The sequence below is a fragment of the Priestia sp. D3YE.R1 genome, assembly GCF_049199565.1.
Taxonomy (GTDB): Bacteria; Bacillota; Bacilli; order Bacillales; family Bacillaceae_H; genus Priestia; species Priestia aryabhattai.
In genome coordinates, this window is record NZ_JBLTHW010000001.1 from 1,202,113 (window position 1) to 1,227,041 (window position 24,929).

The window sequence follows — 24,929 nt, forward strand, 5'->3', positions numbered from 1 at the left end:
ATTTAGCTTTTATATTTTCTGTTCCCATGCTCATATCCATATAAAATCATGAATATGTTTTTAATACGTCGCTAAGCGTTTCAACTAGCTACAGAAAAATATAAAAATTTATGTTGACAGTAGAATCATATGGTTTTATAATTATCCTTAATTCAAGATATTTTAATTCGAGATTTTAAAATGATGAAAAAATAGGAGGAATAAAAAATGGTGAGCATTGGTTTATTGTTAATACGTTTGGTCATTGGATTATCTTTTATGGCACATGGAACTCAGAAGTTATTTGGCTGGTTTGGCGGTCACGGCTTAAAAGGAACGGGAGGATGGTTTGAATCCATCGGAATGAAGCCGGGAGTTAGAATGGCGTTAATGGCGGGATTATCCGAGCTGGTAGGAGGAGCTTTATTTGCTGCAGGACTTCTTACGCCGCTTGGAGCGCTTTTGATTGCCGGAACAATGGTCATGGCGATTGTGAAAGTACACGGTCCGAATGGATACTGGGCAACACAAAATGGGTATGAATATAATCTTACGCTTTTAGTGGTAGCAATCGGTGTAGCCATTGCAGGACCAGGTTATTATGCGATAGACACTTTTATTTTCTAAAAGAGAGAATGGGTTGGAATAAGAAAGATGCTTTTATTTTTTGATTAATATCTCGAATTCGAGATATTAATGATAAATAGCTGTAATTTTAAAAGGGATAACAAAACGTATGACGAAAAATATATCGAAGGAGATGGTAGTAATGAGTAAAAAAACAGCGGGTATTCATCATATCACGGCGATTGTAGGTCATCCTCAGGAAAATGTTGATTTCTATGCGGGCGTGTTAGGCTTACGCTTGGTCAAACAAACGGTAAACTTTGATGACCCGGGAACGTATCACCTTTACTTTGGGAATGAAGGCGGAAAACCAGGAACGATTATTACATTCTTCCCGTGGGCAAATGCACGACAAGGAAAAATAGGCGACGGGCAAGTTGGCGTAACTTCCTATGTGGTACCAAAAGGTGCGATGGGCTTTTGGGAACAGCGATTAGCTAAGTTTGGAGTTACAGCTACAAAGATGGAGCGATTCGGAGAACAGTATTTAGAGTTTGACGATCCTCATGGTTTGCATCTAGAGATTGTGGAAAGAGAAGAAGGCGAAAAGAATACGTGGCAAACTGGTGAAATTAAACCTGAAGTGGCTATTAAAGGATTCGGAGGCGCTACGTTATTATCGGTTCGACCTGGTGAAACAGCTCAGTTATTAGAAAATGTAATGGGTCTACAAAAAGTAGGGCAAGAAGGAGATTTTATACGTTTTCAATCATCAGCTGACATTGGCAATATCATCGATTTAAAATTAACAACCATTGGACGCGGGCAAATGGGCGTTGGAACGGTTCACCATATTGCATGGCGAGCAAAAGATGATGAAGATCAGTTGGAATGGCAGAAATACGTAGCCGACAGCGGATACGGAGTGACGGCTGTTCGAGATCGAAATTACTTTAATGCGATTTATTTTAAAGAACACGGAGAAATTTTATTTGAAATTGCAACAGACCCTCCAGGTTTTGCACATGATGAGTCACTTGAAACAATGGGAGAAAAGCTCATGCTGCCTGAACAGTACGAAACCCATCGAGATCAAATTGAAAGAGGTTTGATTCCTTTTGAAGTGAGAGAATTAGACTGAACTTTACTAAAAGAATTCTTTTAGTAATAGTAAAAAGTTAGTTCAACCCTAAATTAGGTACAAAGAAGGAATTAATTTATCTATATATAAAACTAATATCTATATTTGAAACACCGTGGTAATATGAAATTAATTCCAAGTAAGGAGGTGAATAGATGACAAAAACCATTGGTCTTATTTGTGGAAGTTTACGACAGAATTCGTATAACCGAATGATCGCTGAGTCATTGACTACATTAGATGACTCAGCTCAATATCGCTGGATTGAAATAAGCAGCCTGCCTTTTTTTAATGAAGACCTAGAAGCTGACGGATCACCAGAATCTGTCGCATCTTTTAGAGCTGCGATTCAAGATGTTGACGGCATTATTATTGTAAGTCCAGAGTACAATTCCGGAATTCCAGGGGTGTTAAAAAATGCCTTGGACTGGGCATCAAGACCTCGCACTTCTTCTGTTTTAAACAGAAAACCAGTTGGTCTCATTGGCGCAACTCCTGGAGGATTTGGTACGGCTTTTGCTCAAATGCAAACGAGAGAAGTACTGGAAGCTATGCAAGTTAATGTTTTGCCATTTCACAAAATGCTGATTTCGCAAGTTCATGAAAAAGTTGATGCTCAACAAAAGGTACTTACTGATGAATCAACAAAACGCTATCTTCAGCGCTACTTACAGCAGTTCATTCATTGGATTGATCAAGCGCCTGTTCCTGTTCTAGATTAAGAAAGAGAACACACCTCACGAACCTTCACCTCAGAAATAGCTTTTCTTTCTATATATGTTTTACTCAACAGATCATAAATGAAATCCAAAAAACCGTTCAAATTATAGACCGCTTGTAAGGAATGGAAAAGGTACATGTATCCTTACTTGCCTTAATTTAAGGAGGATTATAAAATGTCTGATCTTTACTCTCGCCTTTCAAAAGATGATGCTGCCGTGCTTTTAGTTGACCACCAAACGGGCCTTATTTCCGGCCTTGTACGTGATTATGGTGTTGATGAATTTAAAAACAACGTATTGGCTCTTGGTGATACGGCTAAATTCTTTGATTTACCGGTTATTTTAACAACTAGCTTTGAAAATGGACCCAACGGCCCGCTCATGCAAGAACTCGTTGATTTGTTTCCTGATGCGCCAAAAATAGCTCGTCCTGGACAAATTAACGCGTGGGACAACGAAGAGTTTGTTAAAGCAATTAAAGCGACCGGGAAAAAACAGCTGATTATCGCGGGTGTAGTTACAGACGTTTGCGTTGCTTTTCCTGCGCTTTCTGCTATTAAAGAAGGCTACGAAGTGTTTGTTGTGACAGATGCTTCAGGGACATTTAATAAGCAAGTAGCGGATGCAGCGTTAACGCGCATGGCCCACGGGGGCGCGCAGCTCATGAACTGGTTTAGCGTAGCGTGCGAGCTTCAGCGTGACTGGCGCAACGACGTTGAAGGTTTTGGCAATTTAATTTCTAGTCATCTTCCTGGTTATCAAAACTTAATGGGCAGCTATAGAGGAGCTCAGCGTGATTTCAGCAAGCAGGGTGTCTAACGTAGCAGAAATTAAGTTTTGCTAAAGGTCGTTCTCTTTACATATAAGACATGAAAGTAGAATGGCATCTGTGGATCATTTATGTGACGGAGAAAACGTAACGACATAAGAGAAAATTGTTAGATAGGTGAGCCGGCTGATGAACAGCTGGCTCACCTATCTTTTACTACGCTACCTGTCATGAAATATGCGTCTCTTGTATATAAAATAAAGTATATTAACGACAGCCTGATAGATGATAGGAAGGGATGCGGAGTAGTGGAAGAAAAAAAAGTTACGTGGCTGGAGCTTTTTTATGATTTGTTGTTTGTGGCAGCCGTTGCGACTGCTACGCATGTTTTGCTTCACGTTGAACAAGGGTATATTCATGGAGAGTATTTGTTAAAGTTTGTACTGATCTTTATTCCGATATGGTGGGCGTGGACGGGCCAAACGATGTTTATCAATCGATTTGGACAAGATTTTTTGCATCAGCGCATCTTTATGATTCTTCAAATGCTGTTTGTTCTTATCATGATCTCAAGCTTGTCCGTAGATTTTGATCAATATTACGTCTCTTTTTTGATTGGCTATATTGGTCTAAGAGCGTTAACCTCGATTCAATATCTCATTGTTCAAAAATTTGAACAGAGTGAGAGAAAAAAAGTTGCTGTGTTTTTAGGAACATGCTTTGGAATTGGGATTGTTATCTCGCTTCTGTCGCTCTTTTTTGATTCATGGGTCCGCTACGCCGTGTTATATACAGGAATTGCAGTGGACATGATTTTACCTATTTTAGGACATAAGCGACTGGCGAAATTACCGACCAACACGGCTCATTTGTTAGAACGCTTTGCGTTACTAACATTAATTTTGTTTGGAGAATCCGTTGTCAGCATTCTTGCTGTGATACAGCCACAAAAAGGGGACTGGAACACCATTTTATTTTCGGTTATTTCATTTGTCCTGATCATCGCCATGTGGTGGCAGTACTTTGAAAACGTAGAAAAGAAAGTGAACAAGTCTATCCAAAGAGCCGGACAAACGATTATTTACGGACACTTACTTATCCTCATGTCTCTAAGCATGATTGCAGCATCGATTAAGCTGATGTTTTTACACGAAGTTCAGTACACATTCAGCTTATATTTTGTATTCGGATCCGTGCTGCTTTACTTCATGGCAACCACTCTTGTTTTTCACCAGTATAGATTCGAAGAACATCGTTTGAAAGTGTATCATTTAGGCTTGTTTTTAGGGATTTTAGCTGTGTTTTTTATTATTAACTTACTTTTAGTCGTCCCGAACACCCTCATCATAGGAGAGTTAGCCATCTTTTTTATTATCTACGCTAGGTTTACGACCACTTAACCAAATAAAGAACGACTATATAATGGAGGTAGCGAAATGGCAAAAATTAATGTAGGAACAGAAAATGAAGCACCTATTGAACTATACTATGAGGATCATGGGACAGGAAAGCCGGTTGTCTTAATTCATGGCTGGCCGCTAAGCGGACGATCTTGGGAATATCAAGTTCCAGCTCTTGTTGAGGCTGGATACAGAGTCATCACGTATGACCGCCGAGGATTCGGAAAGTCTTCTCAGCCATGGGACGGCTACGATTATGAAACATTCGCTGCTGATTTACATCAGCTGCTAGAACATTTGGATCTAACAAATGTGACACTAGTCGGGTTTTCAATGGGCGGCGGAGAAGTAGCTCGCTATGTAGGAACGTACGGAACAGATAGAGTAGAAAAAGCTGTATTTGCAGGAGCTGTACCACCATTTCTTTATAAGTCAGAAGATCATCCTGAAGGAGCATTAGATGATGCAGGAATCCAAGAATTTGAAAACGGCGTAAAAAATGATCGCTTAGCTTTTCTTGATGATTTTACAAAAACATTTTTTGGGGTAGAAGACGGAAATGACTTAGTCAGCGAACCATTTCGGCTTTACAACCGGGATATTGCAGCAGCCGCATCGCCTAAAGGAACACTAGACTGTATAGCTGCTTTCAGCAAAACGGATTTCAGAGACGATCTAGCCAAGTTTACAATACCTACTCTTATTATTCACGGTGATGCAGACGAGATTGTTCCATTCGAATATAGCGGAAAGCGAACGCATGAAGCCATTTCTGGTTCCAAGTTAGCTTTAATAAAAGGCGGTCCACACGGCTTAAATGCAACGCATGCACACGAATTTAACGAAGCGCTGCTGTCATTTTTAAGAGACTAAGTATAAATGATTATTTTGTAAGTGAAAATCTGACGTATGAATAGAAAAAGCGAAAAGAAGTTGCCGGAGGGCGCTTCTTTTTTATCAGTTCATGCAATTAACAAAGGCATTTTGATCGCTCCAAGGATTCTTTAGGGTGACGCATCTGATTCTTAAGCATAAGATTACAAATAAAATCCCTAAATAGCTATAATAACTTTTACTTTATTTTTTCTGCTTACCATAATAACTAAAATGATTGATGAAAACAAAGAGCAAACCTTTAATTAAAGGCTGATCTTTGTTTTGTACGTCTTGTTTTGCTTCTCTAACTAGAACAAAATGTCTTAATAGTTAAGTATCGTAATACAATGCTATTTACGTAATTCTTCTAATTCCGCAAGAAGGGTTTCAATCATTTCATCGCTTCTTCGAAGTTCTTGATTAAGCATATGAATCGTTTCCTCTTCCCACTTGAAAGGGTTACCATAAGAAGGGGTAATAGGAAGATCTTCATACACATCTCCATTTTCTTCACTGTGCTTTGTAAAATATATAGCAACTTCACACATTGGATGACCAAGAGCAATACGCTGGCGCAAGCTCACTTTTCCATAGCCGAATTTACGAGCTGCAATTCCTCCAAACACACTAGACGTCATCTTGCATAAATGAGGAGCATCCTGTACGACGTCACCAAATGGACATTGGGTAGCGCTTACAACCACATGATCTGGATGAACGGAAATAATTTCAAAGTGACCTCCAATTGAATTTTTAAGGTCAATTATAACTTCTGCATATTCCTCTACCGTCCACTTTTCATGCTTATCGCTATAAAAGTCTTCCATCCACTCTCCAGTACGAATACCAATTTGTTTAATATATTCTTCAGCTATAGGGCCTACCGTTTTTTCATGAATCATTGCGTACTGTGTAATAAGTTTAGCCAAAAACACATGTCCGCTTAGCTGACCTTTTTTTAAAGGCATATTGTAAATCCCCCTTTTGTTTTGTAAAAGAGCAAAAATATCAATTCAATAAGCAGCACTTTTTTTATATATCTCTATTTCTTAATTATTACAGATTAATAAGATCGCGTGTTATGTTTTTTGAATTTAAAAATATTTATTTGTAAATACTGGTTTCTTTTTAAAAAGAAAGAAGGAGACTAGCATCATGGACCTTATAGGAAATAAAAATCCCTTAGAAGCTCATCAGTTTCTAAAGGATTTTAACTGCTCTTTCTAGATATAATTGCTTCAAAAGAAAAGGTGGTACAACGGACTAATCTGTTAAAAAGAACGTAATAAAAAGTCCAATATAGTGTTTTGCAGATTCTCATGAAACTCCTTGCGATTAAAGCCTTCCGGATCCTGTGAGGGAAGGAAGGTAGGAGATTTCATAAAGTCGGGAAATGGGCTGAGAAATGAAAAGTGCCCGCCATTTTCTACAACGATATGATGAACTTTTTCCGAATCAGAAACACCATTTAACACAAATTCCCGGTGAAAAGAAGGAGTAATCGTATCCTTTTCGCCTGTAATCATTAAAATAGGTATATTCACGTCTTCAAGGGCTCCTTTTTCCCTAAACCATCCGGTGGCTGGCGCTAAAAGAATCAGTGATTGAACACGTTTATCCTGAGTAACAGATAAACAATAAGGCTTTTGATCAGGAGATTCAGAAGGAAAAGAAGTAGGGATTCCACCTGCTACAGCAAGAGCTGTATATCCTCCCATTGAATGGCCAATAAGAGAAATATTATTTGAATGAATGGATGAAGAAAAAGCACTTTCTTTTAAAAACCAATCGATTACAGTACGTATATGGGTAGGTCGATTTTTTAGGTTATCTATTGTTCCAGACAGCGTATTATCCTCTCGATTATTAAACGGATGTTGCGGTATCCCCGCAATAAACCCATTACGTGCTAAAAACTGAGCAATGGTTCGATAAGCAAGAGGCGTGCTACCATCTCCATGAGAAAGAATGACTAAAGGAAATGATCCATTTGAAAGTGGAGCATCTTGCGCAACGCTTATCGCGTAAGGTCCCATCTTTTCCACTTTTTCTTCTTGGTATGTAGGGTACATAATAAGTAAAGGAAAGTCGTGTTCATTTTCTTGATCTTCTATATTTATGAATTGACATCCGGCATAAAATGACTGCCTTTCATGTTTTCTTATGTGCACTTATACTCCTCCTTGCTTTTAACAATCTTTATTATAACAAACTTATATATGAAATTTTTTTGATTTAGCTCGCTTGAAAAATATTAATTAACCTTTATTTTAATTATTCGTCGGGCTGTTTTTGTACCGATAAAGCACATTATGATAACTAAATTTGTGCATGCACTTATATAATGAAGACAGTGATATGTATTAAGGGGGGAAATAAAATGTATTGTTTAGAACCAAAAGATTATTACAAGATAAATAACATGTTAGAAGCGTCATTTAAGACTCCTACATTTGCTTTTTCTGTCGTTAATCATGTTATTGAAGGATCTGTATACGTAAATGATATGATGAGGCCATCATCAGGATTTCTTAGAATACGTGCAGGTGACTATTATGTATTTGGACAAGGCAATGACGTGGTATTTAATAACTTTCTCTATCGTTATTTTGTTGAGAACGTGTATGGTAAGGAGAAGCGGTTTACAGTTTTTACTCCATCGTCTGACTGGGAAACTTTTTTTGACGAAACTTTCAACACGTATGTAAAGAAAATGACGCGTTCTAAGTATAGGTTTCTTCCTTCAAAAGTTCATTCTACGTACAGCCTGTCCAATACCTATGAGTTAAAAGGCTTTAACGCTGATTCTTTAAGGGAAAGTGAGAATTTCAATGAATCATATATAGTGGAGTACTGGGGATCAGAGAGTAATTTTCTAAAAAACGGATTAGGAGTCTGTCTTATCCATAAAGAAAAGATTCTAGCTGAATGTGTGTCTATTTTTCATAGTGGAACAATAGCTGAAATCGATATTGTGACTAACCCTGCCTATAGAGGACAAGGACTGGGAAAGATAGTGGGCCAGGCGTTTATAAATAAATGTTTGGAAAAGAACGTTATACCTGCTTGGGATTGCGATAAGAACAATAAAGCATCGAAAGCACTAGCCAATAAACTTGGGTTTTCGAATGAAGAGGATTACGCTTTATATGTATTAAAATGAAAAAAGAATGAGACATAACGAAATCAATTCAATCTACAGACGAACGAATGGAATGCATGAGTGAATCGCTTGTTACACTGCGGTTGATTTCTGTGCAAAACATCGCTTTCCGCAGGCGGTCGATAAGCCTTGCCCTCCAATTAACAGCACACAAGATGATTTTACTGTAAACTGAATACTATACTCGTTAGGTTTAACAGTATCTACTTTATTAAAATATCTTAAATTAATATTTAAACAGGGGGAACTTATGCTATCAATTCATAGAAATTTAAAATTACGTGATTTAGAAATTTTCCACGTAGAAAGAGAGGGAACTATCTTATCTTATGTAGTCATTGAAGACACGAGAAATCCATTTACAGAAGAAGATAAAAAACTAGATCCATTATGTTATATGGAGGATGAAGATATTAACGCGATTTTAAATGTGTTTAGGATTTCATTAATCAATGATGAAAAATTAAATGAAGAAGATTCATTTTTTCTAAAATCGTTCTTTTCAGATTTTGTTAATAATACAAATTTAACGAATTTTATTATTACGGAATACATTCAAGAAGATTTGTATGATCATGAAGTTAATATAAAATTTTTCAATAAAATTTTAAAGGATATAGGTTCAAATTATATTATTGAAGAATTTGATGAAATGAACTGGATTTATTTATCTCAAGATTAAAATGTAACGATGTATAGCACATATGAAACTAGTTTACATAAATACTTTTCTGGGAATTCAATTACATTTATCAATTTACAAACATTAAGAAACAAAGTGAATAAAAAGAGCATCTAAACGAATAGTTAGATGCTCTTTTTATTGTCTAGAACGATGAAGTATATTCTATATATTAAGAAAAACAACTTGAACTAGGTATATTTTGTATAATATGTTTCTAGAAACGAAAACGTATAATTTTAGGGAAGAGGAGTACAAAAATAGCATGAAGTGGACGAAAGTAAAGAAAAATATGGAGAATTTATTCTGTGATAAGTTGAAGTATAGATTGAGTATTCATTTCACTAAATATAACGTTTCTCTTGGAGAACAGGCACGTATTTGGATTACTCTAGATAAGAAGGAGATTTTTAATGCTTCTTCAGCAGAATATTTAATGGAACATGATAAACTTTGGAGAGAAGTACAGAGAAAAACAAGCAACCCCTTTCCAGAGTGTTTATATGAATTTTTCCCGGAGTTCATTGGGAAGGTAAGTGATATGGACTACACTGCAAGTATTCTAGAATATAGAGGTATTTTTAACGTTGACCATGTTTATGACACTTTCATTAAGTATCCTCAGCTGTCCATTGATCGAGCATTAAATTCTGGGAACGTTATTTCTCAAGCTCTTGCATTAGTAGATAGAAGGTTAGGGAAAAGGACGCTGGAAGCTCTAAAGTACAATTCGGACGTGCACCCTTTAATTATGCAATTTTATGAACTAAGATGTAAGGTTGAAAATAGTAAGCCCAGTTAATAAAAGAAGGAGGCTATACTGTGAAGCCCACAAATTTCTTCATTAAAGATATCAAAGAATTTCAATCTGCTAATAACAATCTAAAAAATATCTTCAACACAAATAAGGAATTGCCCCATCAAGTATTTAACCAAAGGTGTGATTATTACTTATTTGAAGAGTTCTACTGGGGCATGTGTGAGGAGTTTTGGCCTACGGTACAATATTTAACAAAAATCTTTAGTGAAAAAGAAGTTACAGTTGCGGTTTTAGATCCACATCCCACAAGTTATTTTTATAAAGAGTTTGGCTATTTTAATTACTTGAAGCTTCCTACTTCTTTATCAAGTGAAGAGTATAGGAATGTCCTAGAAATTGGACCGGAGGACTACCCTGCGGATGCTCCATACTATCATTCAGAAAAAATTGTCTGGTTTTCTTCTTCTAAAAAGTGGGCAATATGGGGAGAGCGGAGCTTAGATATATGTGTCATAGGTTTTAATGAAGCTGTTTTGATAGACCATTTAATGAAATCACCATCTAAATGGTCGTATTTAAATGAAGCTGTTGAAGATTTAATTGGCTTAAACTTTAGGAATATGACGCTTCCTCAAGATTTTAAAGACAGCTTATCAAAAAACTATGCTCATGATACAGATAGTGAATGAGTATTATATTAATCTGTAAAAGAGACCCAACTCTCTATAACTATAAAAAATCCTTTGCTTCCAGAGCAGAGGATTTTTTTAGGTGAATACGTTATCGTACGTGAGTGTTGATCTACGATAACGAAGATTTAATTACCTCTATAACATTCTTTTTTGTCTGACTCAAATAGGTTCTTTTTTCAACAGAAATTAATAACCCAATAGGCATCTCAGGGTCAAACCCTTGTACTTTAAACGGGATATTAGTTGGTTTTAAACTAGTGCCTCTAGGGATGATTCCTACTGCATATCCAAACATCATTTCTGGAATGAGGTGCAGGGCACTGCAGTTATAGACTTGCTTAAAGGCTAAATTATTCTCTGTTAAAAAGTGGTTGACGGATTGATAGTAATAGCAGCTATTTTCTCCTATTAAGATAGGATAGTGAATAATATCTGCTATTTCTACCGTTTTCTGTTGTAGCAGCGGGTGATCAGGGGTATTAACGATAAATTGAATTTGTTCTTTAACAAGCGGAGTAAAAGTTACGCCGGAAAGGTTCGTATTCCGTCCGCAAACAGCAAAGTCAATTTTGTCTTGATGTAATAGTTCTGATAAAAGAGCGGTGTTTCCAATGGTGAAATCGCAGTGTATGTAAGGTTTTTCGGCATTTAAATAGCTTAATATAGCTGGCATCAACCTTTGAGCAATCGATTCTGATAACCCTATTTTAATTGTGCCTTTTTCCTCTTTGCTTATACGCTGTGCTTGAGAGATTGAGTATTCCCAGTGCTTCAACAAGCTATCTACTTCTTCTACAAATAGTGTACCTTCCTTTGTTAGTTTTGCTTCCCAACCCCGTTCAAATAAAAGAAACCCAAGATCTTTTTCTAGCTTTTTAATATGAGCGGTGACGGTAGACTGGGCGTAGTTTAGTTTTTTTGCTGCGAGTGAAAACGTTCCTTCTGCCACAATCGTTTTAAACGTCGTTAATTCTTTAATTTCCACTTTCTAACCTCATCTCTATCGGTTTTTTCGATAATTATTGTACTTATTTTCAATTATACAAATGAAGAGTGTGGAAGTACACTGAATATAGAAAGGGAGATGATTCATGCCATTTGTAAACGTTTATTATCAAGAACATCAATTAAACAATAAGGAACTAAAAAAAGTAAGCAATCGTATTCATCAGTCTTTAATCCAACATTTTCATATCCCAGAAGACGATTATTTTCAACTGTTTTTACCTTATCCACCTCAGCATTTTTTCTATGATTCACAGTATCTCTTAGAAAATGGAGAAAAAAGAACAGATAACATGATTTATATCTCCATTACGTGCGGGCAGGGAAGAAGGGTCGAGCAGAAAAAGAAGCTATACTATTCCATTGCAGAAGGACTTCACACTGACTTAGATCTTTCTACAAACAATATCTTTATTACATTAAACGAAACACCTCTTGAAAACTGGTCATTTGGGCAAGGACTAGCACAAATGGTAAATCAAAAGGAGGAAAAATAAATATGAATAAAGGTATTGATTCTAAGCTGCTGAACGACATGAGAGATCTTGCTCCTGACTTTGTGAAATATGGAGAACATATCTTATTTGGGGAAGTGTGGAGAGACCCAACGTTAACATCGAAAGAAAGAAGTTTGAGTACACTTTCTGCTTTGATCAGTATTGGCAACACTGAACAAATGCCTTTTCATCTGCAGCTGGCAAAAAAAAATGGAGTGACTGAAAAAGAAATAATTGCACTAATAACTCATATGGCTTTTTATGTGGGGTGGCCAAAGGCAGCTGCAGCACTGAATATAGTGGGGAAGCAATAATAAAAGAGGTGTGAAGATTATATTTGAAAATAAGGGAGTGGTTGCTGGTAGCCAATGGAGGTGAAGGAGGTGGAAACAATACTTCCTATGACTCTAGCTTTTTGTATTATTTAGGTTTTTATGTTAAGTTATGGACATCTTTCTGTTATGTTAGAAAGGAGTGAATTCATATCTTAAAAATAGCAATTGCTTCAATCATTGCAGGTGTTTTGTTTAGTCTTTGTACAAAATTAATGATGTATACAAGATGGTCCAAGCTGTTTGTAAAGGCTAATGAAGATACCCATAGGCCCATTAACTTTGTTCTTCAAGGGGCTTTATTTGCCGTTATTATGTTCATTATGTTTTTAATTGTAAAACCTTTTACATAGGAATAATGTTACAGCTGGAGTGAGCAATTATTAATCTTTTATATTTAGGAATAGGTTTTGTCGCTATTTTTCTTTCTGCATTTTTGGTGACGACGTTTGTTGCCAATGATACGATATCTACTATTTTTTCAGTTTTAATTGCAGGTGTAGGAGCAGCAGCTATTTCTCACTTTCGCAGAAAATATAAAGAAAAATGAATTTAAACAGGGGCTGCAGTTAGTGTGGAACTTAAAGCAACAATGCTTCATTTTATGTGACAAACTGGTAAAAAATAGAAAAAGATCCCTTTGATAAGGGAGCTTTTGAAGACTTTACTTAATCCATTGAAATTCTTTTAAAGGCCAATAAGCTAATTTTGCTTTTCCTACGATTTTGTCTACGGAGATTGTTCCTACTTTAGGTGATCTGCTATCTAAGCTGTACATTCTATTATCTCCCATAACAAATAATTGACCCTCTGGAACGGTTTTGCTGCCTGTATAATCCTCAAGTTTAAAGTCCTCAGTTAATGGGCCTGTTACTATTTCTTTTTTATATTGGTCTAAATAAGGCTCTTCATATTTTTTACCGTTTATATACAGCGTGTCATTACGATACTCTATATGATCACCCGGTAAACCAATTACCCTTTTAATATAGTCTTTTTCCTTTGTAGCATGAAAAACGATAATATCAAATCTTTTTATATTATCTGCGTTATTTTTACCCACTTCATTAAGAATAATGTGTTCACTGTCTTTTAAAGTCGGCATCATTGATTCACCGTCTACTACGATAGGTGTAAATAAATACTCTCTTACCATAAAAGCCAGAATACAGGCAATAATAATGGATTTAATCCACGAAAAAATCTCTTTCTGTTTCAATTGAAAACTCCTCTATAACCGTAATACATGTTTAAAAGTATAACATAATATATAGAAATAAACCTTTAATTTAACAATTGAAGGTTTGTTTGGCTGATTTTTAAACAAGATTAATAAACTTCATAGAAGGCCATAGCAGCAGAAGTGGTAGGGGGTTCTCGAAATCAAAACATAAAAAAAGCTATTTCAATCGTATTGGCATCGGAGTGAAATAGCTTTTTCTACTTTACATTCAAGAGTTTGTTAGTTCATATGAACGTCCTTACATGTGAAGTATATCACAAACTATTTTTGTTGTGAAGATGAAAATCAAAATTTGTATGACAAATTTTATTGCGTTGAAGAATTTTGAATGGATTATTTAGTGTGACCCCTCCGCAGAGGCTACTTTGAAACAGCTGATCATCTCAATAAAAATTAATGTTACCTCTCAACACCTCAAAGAAACCAGATTCTTTTAAAGAAACCTTTCAATTTCTATAGATAAACAAAAACTAGTTTATCAGGTATATTGTTAGGAGAAGTTTTAAGTGGTAAGTTTGTATTCACTGTATTTAATATAATAAGTATTTTTGGAGGGCTACTCATATACAACAAAAAAAATATAGACAACAGTAGCTCTACTGATAAACCATCTTTTTAAGGGAAGGCATCTTACCGATAAGAATTATATAAAGGAGAGACTTAAATGAAATTTGATGTACCTGAATTAGTTGAAGCAAAACGTCAAATTGATTCAACTTTACATAAACTCCGACAGACGGTAAAAACGTTTGAAGCTAAAGAAAATGCAAGTAGATATAAATCTCAAATTACCTTAGCTAAAAGAAGGATACAAGCATTTGAACTTTCAGTAGCTCTTATTGAAAGAGAAATAAATGAGGCTAAGAAAAAAATCTAGGTATCAGCTTTTACAAAGTATGTATTCAACGACGTTATTTATTTTATGAATTACAAAACGTCGGAAAATGCTATGTCGCAGTAAAAGCATTTTAATTCATCTTCAATTGTCGGTTAGAGTGGAATGGTAGAAAAAAAGAAACCTTAACCATACTAGGGTTTCTTTTTTTGTAATTAGTACTCTGCGTACGTCAGTATATCTTTTGGATTTTGGCTAAACCTGTTTCCAAAGCGGGCAGTCTTTGCACTTCTCCAAACGTATCCACGCTTTTTTAGCGCACTAAAAATAATTTATTCTTTTAAAAATAAGGGTTGAAGGTGACGCAACGTAATCTAATATAGTTGAACTATGGCATATCAAGAAGGGGAGCAATGAAAGTAAAAGTAACGGACGGGGGCATGAGAAGTGGAGAATAAAAAACGAATTCGCTCTTTAGATATATTAAGAGGACTAGCGATTCTGGGAACGTTAGGAACGAACATTTGGCTGTTTGCCTATCTGGGAGATGTAAATTATATATTTACTTTTACCCATAACAAATGGTGGTTATCAGGAGATGATTTTTTAAGAATCCTTTTTCTATCCTTAATTAACGGGAAATTGCTTGGACTCTTAGCTATTATGTTTGGTGTTGGTTTAGAGCTGAAATATCAGCAATCAAAACGATTAAATCAGACGTGGCCAGGAAGGTACATATGGCTGTCTTTACTTTTATTAATGGAAGGGCTTTTGCACTTTATTTTTGTCTTAGAGTACGACATTTTAATGTCTTATGCAGTAACTGCCATTGTCGTATCGTTTATCGTAAAAATGCGGAAAACGATGATACGAATAACAATGATTAGTGCAGCAGCTATTCATCTTTTCTTTATAGTACTTGTGTTCTTAGGTGTGCTAACTAACTCAATAGGAGGTGAGCTAGTTGCTGTCCCAAAAGAAGTGGTGAACCTTTATCAACATGGATCATGGATAAATCAAATTCAGTATCGACTTTTTCATTTTTGGGAGCTGCGCACAGAAGCAATTTTCGTCATTCCATTTAATATATGTATGTTTTTACTTGGTGTTTTACTAGTGAGAATAGGGGCTTTTGACAATAATTCCAAGGGTATTAATATTAGAAAGAGGATGATGAAAACGGGTCTTTTAGTTGGGCTACCTCTAAACCTATTATTATTTGTTCCTGGAGGGTACTTTGATTTTCCAGTAAGGTATGTGTTTGCCCCTATTTTATCGATTGGATACATGGGAGCCATTAGTTTTCTAATTGAAAAATTTCAGGCCTTTTCATTATGGAGCGTTTTAGAGAAAGTAGGTAAGATGTCTTTAAGTTGCTACGTGTTACAAAATGTTTTAAGCTCAATTTTATTTTATGGATGGGGCCTTGGGTGGGGTGGACACCCTCGTTCATTCTTTGTCATTTTTGTTTGGGTATTAATTTGTTTGTTTCAAATGTTAGTTGCTGCTTTGTGGCTTCGTTATTTTAAAATGGGCCCTATGGAATCAGCGCGTAAACGCTTAGCCAGTTTAGCTATAAGAAAAAGTATAAAGAAAGATCTTAAAATGTAAGTCAGCTTCTTTTTGATGAATATAAAACATGTTATAAGAAGCAAAACTTTCACATAGAATTTTATGTTAAAGTGATATTAGGTGTTGGGGATTTTAACCAATTAATAATCCATAAAGGAGAATTAAAGAAAATAGCTACCTTTTTCCTAATACTTATCGGCTTCTTTCTTATCATTTCAAATATCGTTGGATTTATCTCCTACAAAAAAAAAGAAAAATCTATACGCTGCTGCTTTCACAATATTGATACTGGCGGCTTTATTTGGGGCAATAGGCGGTATATTAGCACTGTTGATCATTAGAGACGCTTTTTCCATATTTTACGGTTTACAAGTTGGATACTACTTACTTATAAATAGCGCAATGGTTCTGTTAATGGCAGTTATAATCACAGTTATAAAACAATATAACAATAAATAAAAAATTTGCTTAGTAAGACTCATACTTCGTAAGTTTGTAGTTACCATAATCACCTTTATAGGTAGTTAAACAACAAAAAGCTCTTTCATAAGAGCTTTTTGTTGTTTAAGAGTAGAATTTAATTATCTACATCATTAGCATCAAACGTATCTTTTGTAACGTTCAATATATGACCACTAATGTTAACTGTTTTGTTATTTACCCATTTAACTTTGGCTGTTTCCTGAGGGTAATTCCAATAGATGTTTTTCTTTTTATTAAAAACTTTATTTGTATAAGTCACTTCTCCTCTAATAGCAAAAGGTGTAGTTGCTCCACCACTTGAACGATAAATCTTCACTATGTAATCACCGTCAGGAGATGTACTTTGAGAAATATATTCTCCCCTTGGAGCAAATCGCAGATAACTAGGCGCAAAAAGAAACCACCAAACAAACCCTATAACTAGAAGAGAGCTTAATGCAGTCAAACACACTATATATCGTTTTTTCAATTTCTAACCTCTATTCAGATGGACTCAATTATAATTTTGTTCCTATCTGATTATATATCAGAATTGAGTTAAAGAATCATGAATATCATATACAAAATCAGTTTACATAATACAACTTACCGGAAACAAAATAAAAAGCCTTATAAAATAAAAGGCTTTTTATTTTAAAACTTAACTCGTATAAATATTATTTCTTTTCTCAATTTCTAATATAATTTCATGTAAATTCTCTATAGAATTCATTACATAATCTGCATAATTAAAATTCGCATCTTTAGATACTTGAGAAAATAATATGGTTTGCATTCCGATTTTTTTTGCAGGAATAATGTCTTTATTATAATCATTACCTATCATAATACATTCCTGAGGAGTAATGCCTAAGGTCTGAACAATCTTATTAAAAAAATCAAGACTAGGTTTGGAAAAGCCCAATTCTCTAGATGTAAAAAGATACTGAAAATATTGTTGAATATCAACACGCTTTAAAGCCATTCCCAATAGTTCTGAATTTGAAGCTCCAGCATTAGAAGCTACACAACATATGTAACTCTGACTAACACTATGTAGAGATTTACTAACGCCATCTATAATCTCTACATATTCCCAATCAGCCATGGGGCCTGCATACTCAGAAAAATCTTTCATGAGAGTATCTCCCCAATCAAACACAATTGCTTTAATTCTAGGCATTATTTCTCCCTCCTTAAAATCTTCCCATTCTCAAAGCATCTGCCCAATCTGGACGCTGATTTATTTCTGCCATGGCAGCTGCTTTTTCCCAATGATATGGAACACTTATTTGATCAACTACCCAATTAGCTACCCAATTAGCTGATGTCTTTTCAATAATTGTATAATTGGCATGGGGAGATCCAGATTCCATTTTATGAGGTACCGGTAAATCATCTATGTATGCGGGAAGTCCTACACTACCAGGATTTATAATTAATTTTCCGTTTGGCAAATAGAGCGTTCTTGGAATATGACTGTGACCACATAATACAACGTCTTGTTCAACATCTTCTAAAGCCTTTATAATGTCTCTTGAACTTTTTAAGAGTGCACCTTCTTCCGTCATTTCTTCTACTAAATATATCTCGTCAGAATTAGGTGTACCATGACATAAAAAAATATCATTCATAGTTAAGCTACTAGGATGCTGTTGTAACCATTCGAGAGCCTCTGGGGTTAGACTTCGTTTCACATAATTAATTGTAGAAGATGGATTATTATCTGATGAATCAACTATTATTCGATCACAATTCCCTATAATATGTGTAATATCATACTCATGTTCCATTAATAGTTTAAAAGTTCCAAGGGGATCCAACGGCCCATATAAACTATCACCTAAATTAAATATAGTATCAATTCCACGATTTGAGATATCAGATAATACGGCTTCCAATGCTAAGCTATTTCCGTGAATGTCTGAGATAATGGCTATTTTTTGATTCAAGAAATATAACCTCCTTCTTTGTATGTTTTATTATACATTAAGATGAATTTTATCGCATAAATTAATATAATAATAGGAGTTATATTACAAAAAAATGAATATTTATAATAAATTAAGAGAGGTTATTTTAGGATTAATGACACTGGTAGCTGGTACAAGACGCATGTTAAATAATACACTTTATATTAAATGGATATTCGTAGGAGCTGGATGTGTGCTAATTGGATTTTCGGTGTATTTCCTTTATAAATTCGTCGGAAATATGAAGGCATATTTTTAAATTAATTATGTATATGATATGCAGAGCTAGTTTACATAAAGTCTCTTTCCAGAACACACAAAAAAAGAATCCTTGTGGGGATAGGGTTCTTCATGAAGCCGCATTTCTTCTTTATACAGCTGTTTATACATCGTTGATTTGTTAGGCTTTTCTTTAGGAGGATCAACCTTTTCAATGAATAAAAAGTACACCTTTTATTCATATGCTAAGTGATGAGTTCTGATTATAAAATAAAAAGGATATTCTTGATTAACAATAAATGTTAATCTACGGTATCTGTAAACTCTTTATTATTACAAAAAAATACATTATTAAAAGTACTTTTTTCTTAATTATCTAAAAATTATTATTTTTTTAACTAAAAAGTGATATTCTTACAAAAGTTCAAGAAATAACATAAGAAAAGAGGAATTAATTTGAAAAGAAGAAATACTTTACTGTTGGGATTTAGTATGAGTGCAGGCTTATTTCTTTTATCACAAGGAAATGTATTAGCTGCAGAGAACGTGCAAATAAAAGAAAATGTATACCAGGAAGCAGCAAGCTCTCATTTATTAACAGTAACAGAGAATGGACAAGTAGAAGCAAAAGACGAAAGTTTAGTAGAAAAGTTAGCTGATAATGATAGCGAATATAAAGATTTTACTGATACAGTAGATAGTATTAACTACTTAGTTGAAAAAGATGTAGCTAAAGTAAATAATGATTTTAATATAGAGATGCTTTCTCCAGAAGAAATTACTGAAGTAGCTCATAATTCTTATGCAAATGCAGAAACTTCACAAAAATTTTCAACTTTTGCAGTGGATACTGGACTAACATCATTAAATTTAAAAAGGTTAGTAGAGAGTAACAGAAAAGAATTAGAAAAATTTAATGCATCAGTACTCAAAACTTCTCCTGGTTCAGCTTATAATGCAACCGTAGGTTATTTTGTTGGTAAAGTTCAGGAAGGTGGACCATGGGATTATAAAGTAAGATCCGGATATAAACCATGGTATAAAGAATTCAACGCTAGTACTTACAATGGAAAAAAAGTAATTAATTCTGAGTATATTGGAAACTATAATTATGCATATACAGGAGAATTGCTATTTAGTAAAAAGACTTTACTTATTGGTGGCGGTGCAGTAGGTGTTGGAGTTGGACAACCGGAAGACTCTAAAGATAAAGATGTAATCACAAAAGGGTATAATGACGCGGTTAAATATTGGTAATATTGAATTATTTATGTAGAGCACATTATATGATATTAATAAATGAAACCATATAGGGAGGGACATTATGAATTATTTTTTGAAATTAAATTTCTCAAGTATACTATATGCAGTTTTAATTTTTATTAATATCGAACTAATTTTCAATATTTATCGTATTAGTAGAATAATAGAACTTGATGTAGCAGTAGCAAGAAATATTGGGATTGTAATTATGTTGATTTCCGTTATCGTATTTAGTTTCATTTATTATTTATTGAATCGTCGATACTTAACAGACAGTAAACTAAATTATTATGGAACTGTATTATGGATTCCTTACTTTGCAATTATGCTTATCTTATTTAACAAGCTTTTTCCAATTAGTAACCATGGAGATCAGCTCAATCCTATAGGGAGAATTGTTATATACCTTGGCGTTTTACTTTATCCAATATACTTAGCCATTGTAATTGCCTTATCTAGAAAAAGTAAAATCTAATAAATAAAGAAATACATCCTTTAAAATAAGGCAGATATTATAATGCTGCTATTGTTCGCATTTGAATACGTATGAAAGAACCTTTATAAAGGGCAACCTCGTTATTGGCAAACGAGGTTGCTTTTTTATGTTCAGATTATATATGCGGAAAAATTGTGTTACTGGCACTTAAAGGAACAAGGAGCTTAATTTAAGCTCCTTGTTCTAATTTTTATCATAACCTTCAAAAACTTATCCAATATAGATTAGCACTAGCAATCAACCCAAAAGATATAAATCCCGCAATTTTTACAGGGTGAGTACTTTTATATGTAACAAAGGGATTAACTCTCCTTATTACCTCTGCGAAGAGCAGAGTACCTATGGATGCGAGTACTAGTCCAAGCAACAAAGCATTTTCCTTTAACTGAACGAAATCAAAAATTAAATAAATGAGAAAGACCCATAGATAAGCTAAAAAGATATTTAAAACAATAGATAATAAAAAATCTTTATTTTTCATAATTAGCTCCCATTACAATTTTTTCTAGCTTCTATGATTTTATCATAGAAGCTTTTTTATATTGCTATTTAGTAACCATTTTTCAGGAACTATCATAAATATTTTTGTTTAATTTATAAAAATATTTTGAATTAATGATCTGGCTATGATAATATTTAAATCAGTAAATCATATATAAAATTTAAAATCACATATGTGATTTAGAGAGGATTTCTTCATGTCAGTAAAATCAGCAGAACGTGTATTAAGGGTATTTGAATTGATTGCTCAACATCCCGAGGGATTAACGGTAAAAGAGGTTAGTGACTTACTTTCGCTTCCGCAAAGCAGTACGTTTAATCTTGTGGGAACCCTTCATAATGAAGGGTATTTAAATCAGGACTCATTAAAAAGGTATAAGCTAGGGCCAAAGCTAATTCAAATTGGAACAGCGGCTATGGAATCATTGGATATTTCTTCTGAGGGAAAACCGTATTTAAAGAAGCTGATGGAGGATGTTCAGGAAACGGTGTTTATGGCCTTGCTGTCAGATGGAGAGTTGGTCTATGTTGTTAAGATTGATAATAATCGCTCTATTAGAACAACAGCTCAGCCTGGTAACCGAAAGCCGCTCTATTGTACCGGATTAGGAAAAACCTTTTTAGCTTTTCTTCCTAAAGATCAGCGAGAACAGCTGCTTGAACATACGGAGCTGCTGCCTATTACGGATTATACAATTACAGATAAAAAAGTTCTTAATGACAATTTAGACTCTTTTATTCAAATGGGTTATGCAATTGATGATGAAGAAAATGAGGAAGGGTTATTTTGCCTTGCTGCACCTGTATTTGGAGCAAAGGGAAGCATTCAAGCTGCTATTAGCGTAGCTGGGCCTAAGGAAAGAATGCTGAAGCATAAGGACTTTATAGTAGAAAGGCTGCTTCAAACAGCGACTAATATATCTTTTATTGCTGGATATGAAGAGGCAAAGAGATAAGTGAAAAGAGGGGTAAAATGGATGTGATAAGCATGGGGGAAACAATGATTCTGTTTACCCCACACTCGAATGGAAAGATGCGATATGCTAAAGATTTTTCTTCGAAAATTGCAGGGGCAGAAAGCAATACGTTAATCGCCCTGTCAAAACTCGGTTATCAAACGGGATGGGTTAGCCGGTTAGGAAAAGATGAGCTAGGAGAGCGGATTCTTTCAAGTATTAAAGGAGAAGGAATAGATGTAAGACATGTGATATTTGATGATCATGCTCCTACGGGTCTTTTTTTAAAGCAAAAAACAAATGAAATGAACAGTAAAGTCTTTTATTACAGGAAAGAATCAGCAGCAAGCTTTATGAATCCGCATGATATGAATGAAGAGTATATCTCTTCTGCCAAATACTTATACGTGACAGGCATTACACCTGCGCTAAGCGATTCCTGCCACGAAGCTGTTTTTCAAGCGATGAAAGCAGCTAAAAAAAATGGCGCAAAAATAGTGTTTGATCCAAATTTACGCAAGACGCTTTGGGATGAAGAAACTGCGCGTCAAACACTCATTGAAATGGCTACATATGCGGATATTATTTTACCAGGAGTGAATGAAGGCCAGTTTTTATTTGAAAAGGATAACCCTGAAGACATTGCATCAGCGTTTCATCAATTAGGTGCAGAGCTAGTTGTTATTAAGCTAGGTGAGGAAGGAGCTTATTATTCAACTAAAAATGAATCCGCTTACGTAGAAGGCTTTAAAGTTGCTAGAGTGATAGATCCAGTAGGAGCTGGTGACGGTTTTGCCGCTGGGATACTATCGGGATTAATAGATAAATCTTCTTTAAAAGAAACGGTTAGAAGAGGGTGTGCTATAGGAGCTATGGTTGTAACCGTAGAGGGTGATATTGAAGGCTTGCCTGATAAGAAAGAGCTTTACGAATTTATGAATGCGATTACAAAAGAAGACGTTATACGATAAAAGAAAGGGGCTTACCCATGACGGATAGTTTATCAGATTTATTAGAGCATAAAATCGTTGCGATTATTAGAGGAGCCAAACCGAAGGACGTAGTGAAGATTGCCTCTGCGCTTAATGACGGCGGTGTAAAAAATATAGAGATTACTCTAAATTCGCCGGACGCACTTTCAGCTATTAAAGAGGTTTCTACAGAACTAGGTAATCAAGTGCTAGTAGGAGCGGGGACAGTGCTTGACCCTGAAACAGCACGTTCAGCTATTTTAGCAGGTGCAAAGTTTATCCTTTCTCCAACTGTTAATATTGAAACGATTAAACTAACAAAAAGATACGGTGCGGTGAGTATTCCAGGTGCTTTTTCACCTACTGAAATTTTAACAGCATATGAAAATGGCGGAGATATTATAAAAGTATTTCCTGCTAGGCTGGGTGCTAGCTATATTAAAGATATTCGAGGGCCGCTTCCTCATATTCCACTTCTTCCAACAGGAGGAGTAAGCCTAGATAATATTCAAGAATTTGTAGAAGCAGGAGCTGTAGGGTTTGGTATTGGAAGTTCTTTAGTTGATACAAAACGTGAAATTACTCATGGATATCTGCAGGAGCTAACACAAAAGGCTAAAGCATACGTAGACGCAGTGAATGGTATAACGAAAGGGGACAAAGTACATGAAAATTACTAATTATGAATTATTCCAAGTGCCGCCACGCTGGTTATTTTTAAAAATAGAAACAGACGAAGGAATTGTTGGATGGGGAGAACCAGTTATTGAAGGAAGAGCCTCTACCGTTAAAGCTGCAGTAGATGAGTTAATGGAGTATCTTATTGGCAAAGATCCATTAAATATTGAAGATCATTGGAACGTTATGTACCGAGGCGGCTTCTATCGAGGCGGACCTATTTTAATGAGTGCCATATCAGGGATTGACCAAGCTCTGTGGGACATAAAAGGAAAATATTACGATGCTCCTGTGCATCAATTATTAGGCGGAAAAGCAAGAGAATCCATTAAAGTGTATTCGTGGATCGGAGGAGACCGGCCTTCAGATGTAGGCGAAGCAGCCAGAGAAGTTGTCTCACAAGGATTTACAGCAGTAAAAATGAATGGAACAGAAGAGCTTCAATACGTGGATTCATATGAAAAAATTGATCAAGTAGTAGAACGTATCGCTGCTGTCAGAGAAGCAGTGGGGCCTTATGTAGGAATAGGTATTGATTTTCACGGACGAGTACATAAGCCAATGGCAAAAATTTTAGCTAAAGAACTAGAGGTCTATCGTCCAATGTTTATCGAGGAGCCGGTTTTGCCCGAAAACAATGAGGCATTAAGAGAAATTGCCAACCATGTATCCATTCCTATTGCGACGGGAGAAAGAATGTTTTCAAAATGGGAGTTTAAAAAGCTCTTAACAGACGGCTACGTTGATATTATTCAGCCCGATTTATCACATGCAGGAGGAATTACAGAATGTAAGAAAATTATTTCGATGGCTGAAGCCTTTGATGTAGCAGCTGCGCCTCATTGCCCGTTAGGACCTATTGCATTAGCCGCTTGTCTTCAAGTAGATGCAACGTGCCACAACGCATTTATTCAAGAACAAAGCTTAGGCATTCACTATAACCAAGGCAGTGATTTACTAGATTATATTGTTGATAACCACGTATTTAAATATGAAGAAGGATTCGTGAAAATTCCTGATGGACCTGGCTTAGGTATTGAAATTAATGAAGACCATGTTAGAAAAATGGCTGATATCGGTCATAATTGGCGTAATCCAGTATGGCGTCATAAAGATGGTTCTGTAGCGGAATGGTAAATGGGAAACCATTTTAGCAGGAAAGATCTGATTGATAA

General features: G+C 35.2%; 29 protein-coding genes. 21 read left to right on the forward strand and 8 right to left on the reverse strand.

Features of this window, described 5'->3' with window-relative positions; translation table 11 throughout:
- Positions 1-207 precede the first annotated feature (207 nt).
- The 6 genes from ACOZIR_RS06180 to ACOZIR_RS06205 all read left to right on the forward strand — a co-directional run bounded on the left by ACOZIR_RS06180 (position 208) and on the right by ACOZIR_RS06205 (position 5,451).
- Positions 208-606: a DoxX family protein gene (locus ACOZIR_RS06180; protein WP_016766319.1), complete on the forward strand. Its 399-nt coding sequence runs from the start codon at positions 208-210 to the stop codon at positions 604-606.
- A 142-nt stretch (positions 607-748) separates the two neighbouring features.
- A complete protein-coding gene (locus ACOZIR_RS06185) occupies positions 749-1,687 on the forward strand; it encodes a ring-cleaving dioxygenase (RefSeq protein WP_045293530.1) in 939 nt (312 codons plus the stop codon).
- Between the two features lie 155 nt (positions 1,688-1,842).
- Complete coding sequence (locus tag ACOZIR_RS06190; RefSeq protein WP_045293532.1) at positions 1,843-2,409, forward strand: NADPH-dependent FMN reductase; 567 nt, start codon at positions 1,843-1,845, stop codon at positions 2,407-2,409.
- Between the two features lie 174 nt (positions 2,410-2,583).
- Complete coding sequence (ycaC, locus tag ACOZIR_RS06195) at positions 2,584-3,228, forward strand: isochorismate family cysteine hydrolase YcaC (protein ID WP_340141830.1); 645 nt, start codon at positions 2,584-2,586, stop codon at positions 3,226-3,228.
- A gap of 258 nt (positions 3,229-3,486) precedes the next feature.
- Entirely contained in the window at positions 3,487-4,578 is a 1,092-nt protein-coding gene (locus tag ACOZIR_RS06200; protein ID WP_141235301.1) for a low temperature requirement protein A, read from the forward strand.
- Positions 4,579-4,614: 36 nt separating this feature from the next.
- On the forward strand, positions 4,615-5,451 hold the full coding sequence (locus ACOZIR_RS06205; protein WP_074895563.1) for an alpha/beta fold hydrolase: 837 nt from the start codon (positions 4,615-4,617) through the stop codon (positions 5,449-5,451).
- A 353-nt stretch (positions 5,452-5,804) separates the two neighbouring features.
- Here the strand turns inward: ACOZIR_RS06205 and ACOZIR_RS06210 are convergent, their stop codons facing one another.
- Together ACOZIR_RS06210 and ACOZIR_RS06215 are read right to left on the reverse strand one after the other, a co-directional pair.
- The gene (locus ACOZIR_RS06210; RefSeq protein WP_328120350.1) at positions 5,805-6,422 is read right to left on the reverse strand and encodes a methanogen output domain 1-containing protein; all 618 of its coding nucleotides are present in this window, start codon (positions 6,420-6,422) and stop codon (positions 5,805-5,807) included.
- A 303-nt stretch (positions 6,423-6,725) separates the two neighbouring features.
- The gene (locus ACOZIR_RS06215; protein WP_045293541.1) at positions 6,726-7,625 is read right to left on the reverse strand and encodes an alpha/beta hydrolase family protein; all 900 of its coding nucleotides are present in this window, start codon (positions 7,623-7,625) and stop codon (positions 6,726-6,728) included.
- 209 nt (positions 7,626-7,834) lie between these two features.
- On the opposite strand from ACOZIR_RS06215, the gene ACOZIR_RS06220 reads away from it, so the two are divergent.
- The 4 genes from ACOZIR_RS06220 (at position 7,835) to ACOZIR_RS06235 (ending at position 10,748) form a co-directional block, all read left to right on the forward strand.
- On the forward strand, positions 7,835-8,617 hold the full coding sequence (locus ACOZIR_RS06220; protein WP_045293543.1) for a GNAT family N-acetyltransferase: 783 nt from the start codon (positions 7,835-7,837) through the stop codon (positions 8,615-8,617).
- Positions 8,618-8,867: 250 nt separating this feature from the next.
- On the forward strand, positions 8,868-9,299 hold the full coding sequence (locus ACOZIR_RS06225; RefSeq protein ID WP_328120352.1) for a terpene synthase: 432 nt from the start codon (positions 8,868-8,870) through the stop codon (positions 9,297-9,299).
- Between the two features lie 265 nt (positions 9,300-9,564).
- The gene (locus tag ACOZIR_RS06230; RefSeq protein ID WP_045293546.1) at positions 9,565-10,101 is read left to right on the forward strand and encodes an SF0329 family protein; all 537 of its coding nucleotides are present in this window, start codon (positions 9,565-9,567) and stop codon (positions 10,099-10,101) included.
- Positions 10,102-10,121: 20 nt separating this feature from the next.
- Positions 10,122-10,748 carry a hypothetical protein gene (locus ACOZIR_RS06235; protein ID WP_340141831.1) on the forward strand — a complete coding sequence of 209 codons (627 nt, stop codon included), beginning with the start codon at positions 10,122-10,124 and terminating at the stop codon, positions 10,746-10,748.
- 112 nt (positions 10,749-10,860) lie between these two features.
- Here ACOZIR_RS06235 and ACOZIR_RS06240 read toward each other — a convergent pair whose 3' ends face one another.
- The gene (locus ACOZIR_RS06240) at positions 10,861-11,736 is read right to left on the reverse strand and encodes a LysR family transcriptional regulator (protein WP_340141832.1); all 876 of its coding nucleotides are present in this window, start codon (positions 11,734-11,736) and stop codon (positions 10,861-10,863) included.
- Between the two features lie 106 nt (positions 11,737-11,842).
- Here ACOZIR_RS06240 and ACOZIR_RS06245 point away from each other — a divergent pair, with 106 nt between their 5' ends.
- A complete protein-coding gene (locus tag ACOZIR_RS06245) occupies positions 11,843-12,253 on the forward strand; it encodes a tautomerase family protein (RefSeq protein WP_340141833.1) in 411 nt (136 codons plus the stop codon).
- 2 nt (positions 12,254-12,255) lie between these two features.
- Positions 12,256-12,567: a carboxymuconolactone decarboxylase family protein gene (locus ACOZIR_RS06250; RefSeq protein WP_340141834.1), complete on the forward strand. Its 312-nt coding sequence runs from the start codon at positions 12,256-12,258 to the stop codon at positions 12,565-12,567.
- A 682-nt stretch (positions 12,568-13,249) separates the two neighbouring features.
- Here ACOZIR_RS06250 and lepB read toward each other — a convergent pair.
- Positions 13,250-13,804, reverse strand: coding sequence for a signal peptidase I (lepB, locus tag ACOZIR_RS06255; protein WP_328120356.1), 555 nt, complete (start codon positions 13,802-13,804; stop codon positions 13,250-13,252).
- A gap of 688 nt (positions 13,805-14,492) precedes the next feature.
- Here lepB and ACOZIR_RS06260 point away from each other — a divergent pair.
- Together ACOZIR_RS06260 and ACOZIR_RS06265 are read left to right on the forward strand one after the other, a co-directional pair.
- On the forward strand, positions 14,493-14,705 hold the full coding sequence (locus tag ACOZIR_RS06260) for a hypothetical protein (protein ID WP_328120357.1): 213 nt from the start codon (positions 14,493-14,495) through the stop codon (positions 14,703-14,705).
- A gap of 405 nt (positions 14,706-15,110) precedes the next feature.
- Complete coding sequence (locus ACOZIR_RS06265) at positions 15,111-16,274, forward strand: DUF418 domain-containing protein (RefSeq protein ID WP_340141835.1); 1,164 nt, start codon at positions 15,111-15,113, stop codon at positions 16,272-16,274.
- A 538-nt stretch (positions 16,275-16,812) separates the two neighbouring features.
- Here ACOZIR_RS06265 and ACOZIR_RS06270 read toward each other — a convergent pair.
- The 3 genes from ACOZIR_RS06270 to ACOZIR_RS06280 form a co-directional block, all read right to left on the reverse strand.
- Positions 16,813-17,187 carry a DUF5412 family protein gene (locus tag ACOZIR_RS06270; protein WP_340141836.1) on the reverse strand — a complete coding sequence of 125 codons (375 nt, stop codon included), beginning with the start codon at positions 17,185-17,187 and terminating at the stop codon, positions 16,813-16,815.
- 171 nt (positions 17,188-17,358) lie between these two features.
- On the reverse strand, positions 17,359-17,880 hold the full coding sequence (locus ACOZIR_RS06275; protein WP_045295253.1) for an HAD family hydrolase: 522 nt from the start codon (positions 17,878-17,880) through the stop codon (positions 17,359-17,361).
- A 13-nt stretch (positions 17,881-17,893) separates the two neighbouring features.
- The gene (locus tag ACOZIR_RS06280) at positions 17,894-18,649 is read right to left on the reverse strand and encodes a YfcE family phosphodiesterase (protein WP_328120359.1); all 756 of its coding nucleotides are present in this window, start codon (positions 18,647-18,649) and stop codon (positions 17,894-17,896) included.
- Between the two features lie 94 nt (positions 18,650-18,743).
- On the opposite strand from ACOZIR_RS06280, the gene ACOZIR_RS06285 reads away from it, so the two are divergent.
- From ACOZIR_RS06285 to ACOZIR_RS06295, 3 genes are all read left to right on the forward strand, one after another.
- A complete protein-coding gene (locus tag ACOZIR_RS06285) occupies positions 18,744-18,929 on the forward strand; it encodes a hypothetical protein (RefSeq protein ID WP_045295249.1) in 186 nt (61 codons plus the stop codon).
- Between the two features lie 416 nt (positions 18,930-19,345).
- Positions 19,346-20,146, forward strand: a complete 801-nt coding sequence (locus ACOZIR_RS06290) for a polymorphic toxin type 44 domain-containing protein (protein ID WP_328120360.1) — start codon at positions 19,346-19,348, stop codon at positions 20,144-20,146.
- Positions 20,147-20,213: 67 nt separating this feature from the next.
- Complete coding sequence (locus tag ACOZIR_RS06295; RefSeq protein WP_045295247.1) at positions 20,214-20,627, forward strand: hypothetical protein; 414 nt, start codon at positions 20,214-20,216, stop codon at positions 20,625-20,627.
- A gap of 223 nt (positions 20,628-20,850) precedes the next feature.
- Here ACOZIR_RS06295 and ACOZIR_RS06300 read toward each other — a convergent pair whose 3' ends face one another.
- Positions 20,851-21,129, reverse strand: coding sequence for a hypothetical protein (locus ACOZIR_RS06300; RefSeq protein ID WP_328120361.1), 279 nt, complete (start codon positions 21,127-21,129; stop codon positions 20,851-20,853).
- A 217-nt stretch (positions 21,130-21,346) separates the two neighbouring features.
- Here ACOZIR_RS06300 and ACOZIR_RS06305 point away from each other — a divergent pair, with 217 nt between their 5' ends.
- The 4 genes from ACOZIR_RS06305 to dgoD are packed head-to-tail and all read left to right on the forward strand — an operon-like array spanning position 21,347 to position 24,891.
- Positions 21,347-22,105 (forward strand): IclR family transcriptional regulator, encoded by a 759-nt coding sequence (locus ACOZIR_RS06305; RefSeq protein ID WP_045295244.1) that lies wholly within the window; start codon positions 21,347-21,349, stop codon positions 22,103-22,105.
- Between the two features lie 17 nt (positions 22,106-22,122).
- Positions 22,123-23,076 (forward strand): sugar kinase, encoded by a 954-nt coding sequence (locus ACOZIR_RS06310; RefSeq protein ID WP_045295242.1) that lies wholly within the window; start codon positions 22,123-22,125, stop codon positions 23,074-23,076.
- A 17-nt stretch (positions 23,077-23,093) separates the two neighbouring features.
- On the forward strand, positions 23,094-23,756 hold the full coding sequence (locus ACOZIR_RS06315; RefSeq protein WP_328120362.1) for a bifunctional 4-hydroxy-2-oxoglutarate aldolase/2-dehydro-3-deoxy-phosphogluconate aldolase: 663 nt from the start codon (positions 23,094-23,096) through the stop codon (positions 23,754-23,756).
- Complete coding sequence (gene dgoD, locus ACOZIR_RS06320; RefSeq protein WP_028409932.1) at positions 23,743-24,891, forward strand: galactonate dehydratase; 1,149 nt, start codon at positions 23,743-23,745, stop codon at positions 24,889-24,891. The genes ACOZIR_RS06315 and dgoD overlap by 14 nt, the downstream gene beginning before the upstream one ends.
- The last annotated feature ends 38 nt before the right edge of the window (positions 24,892-24,929 follow it).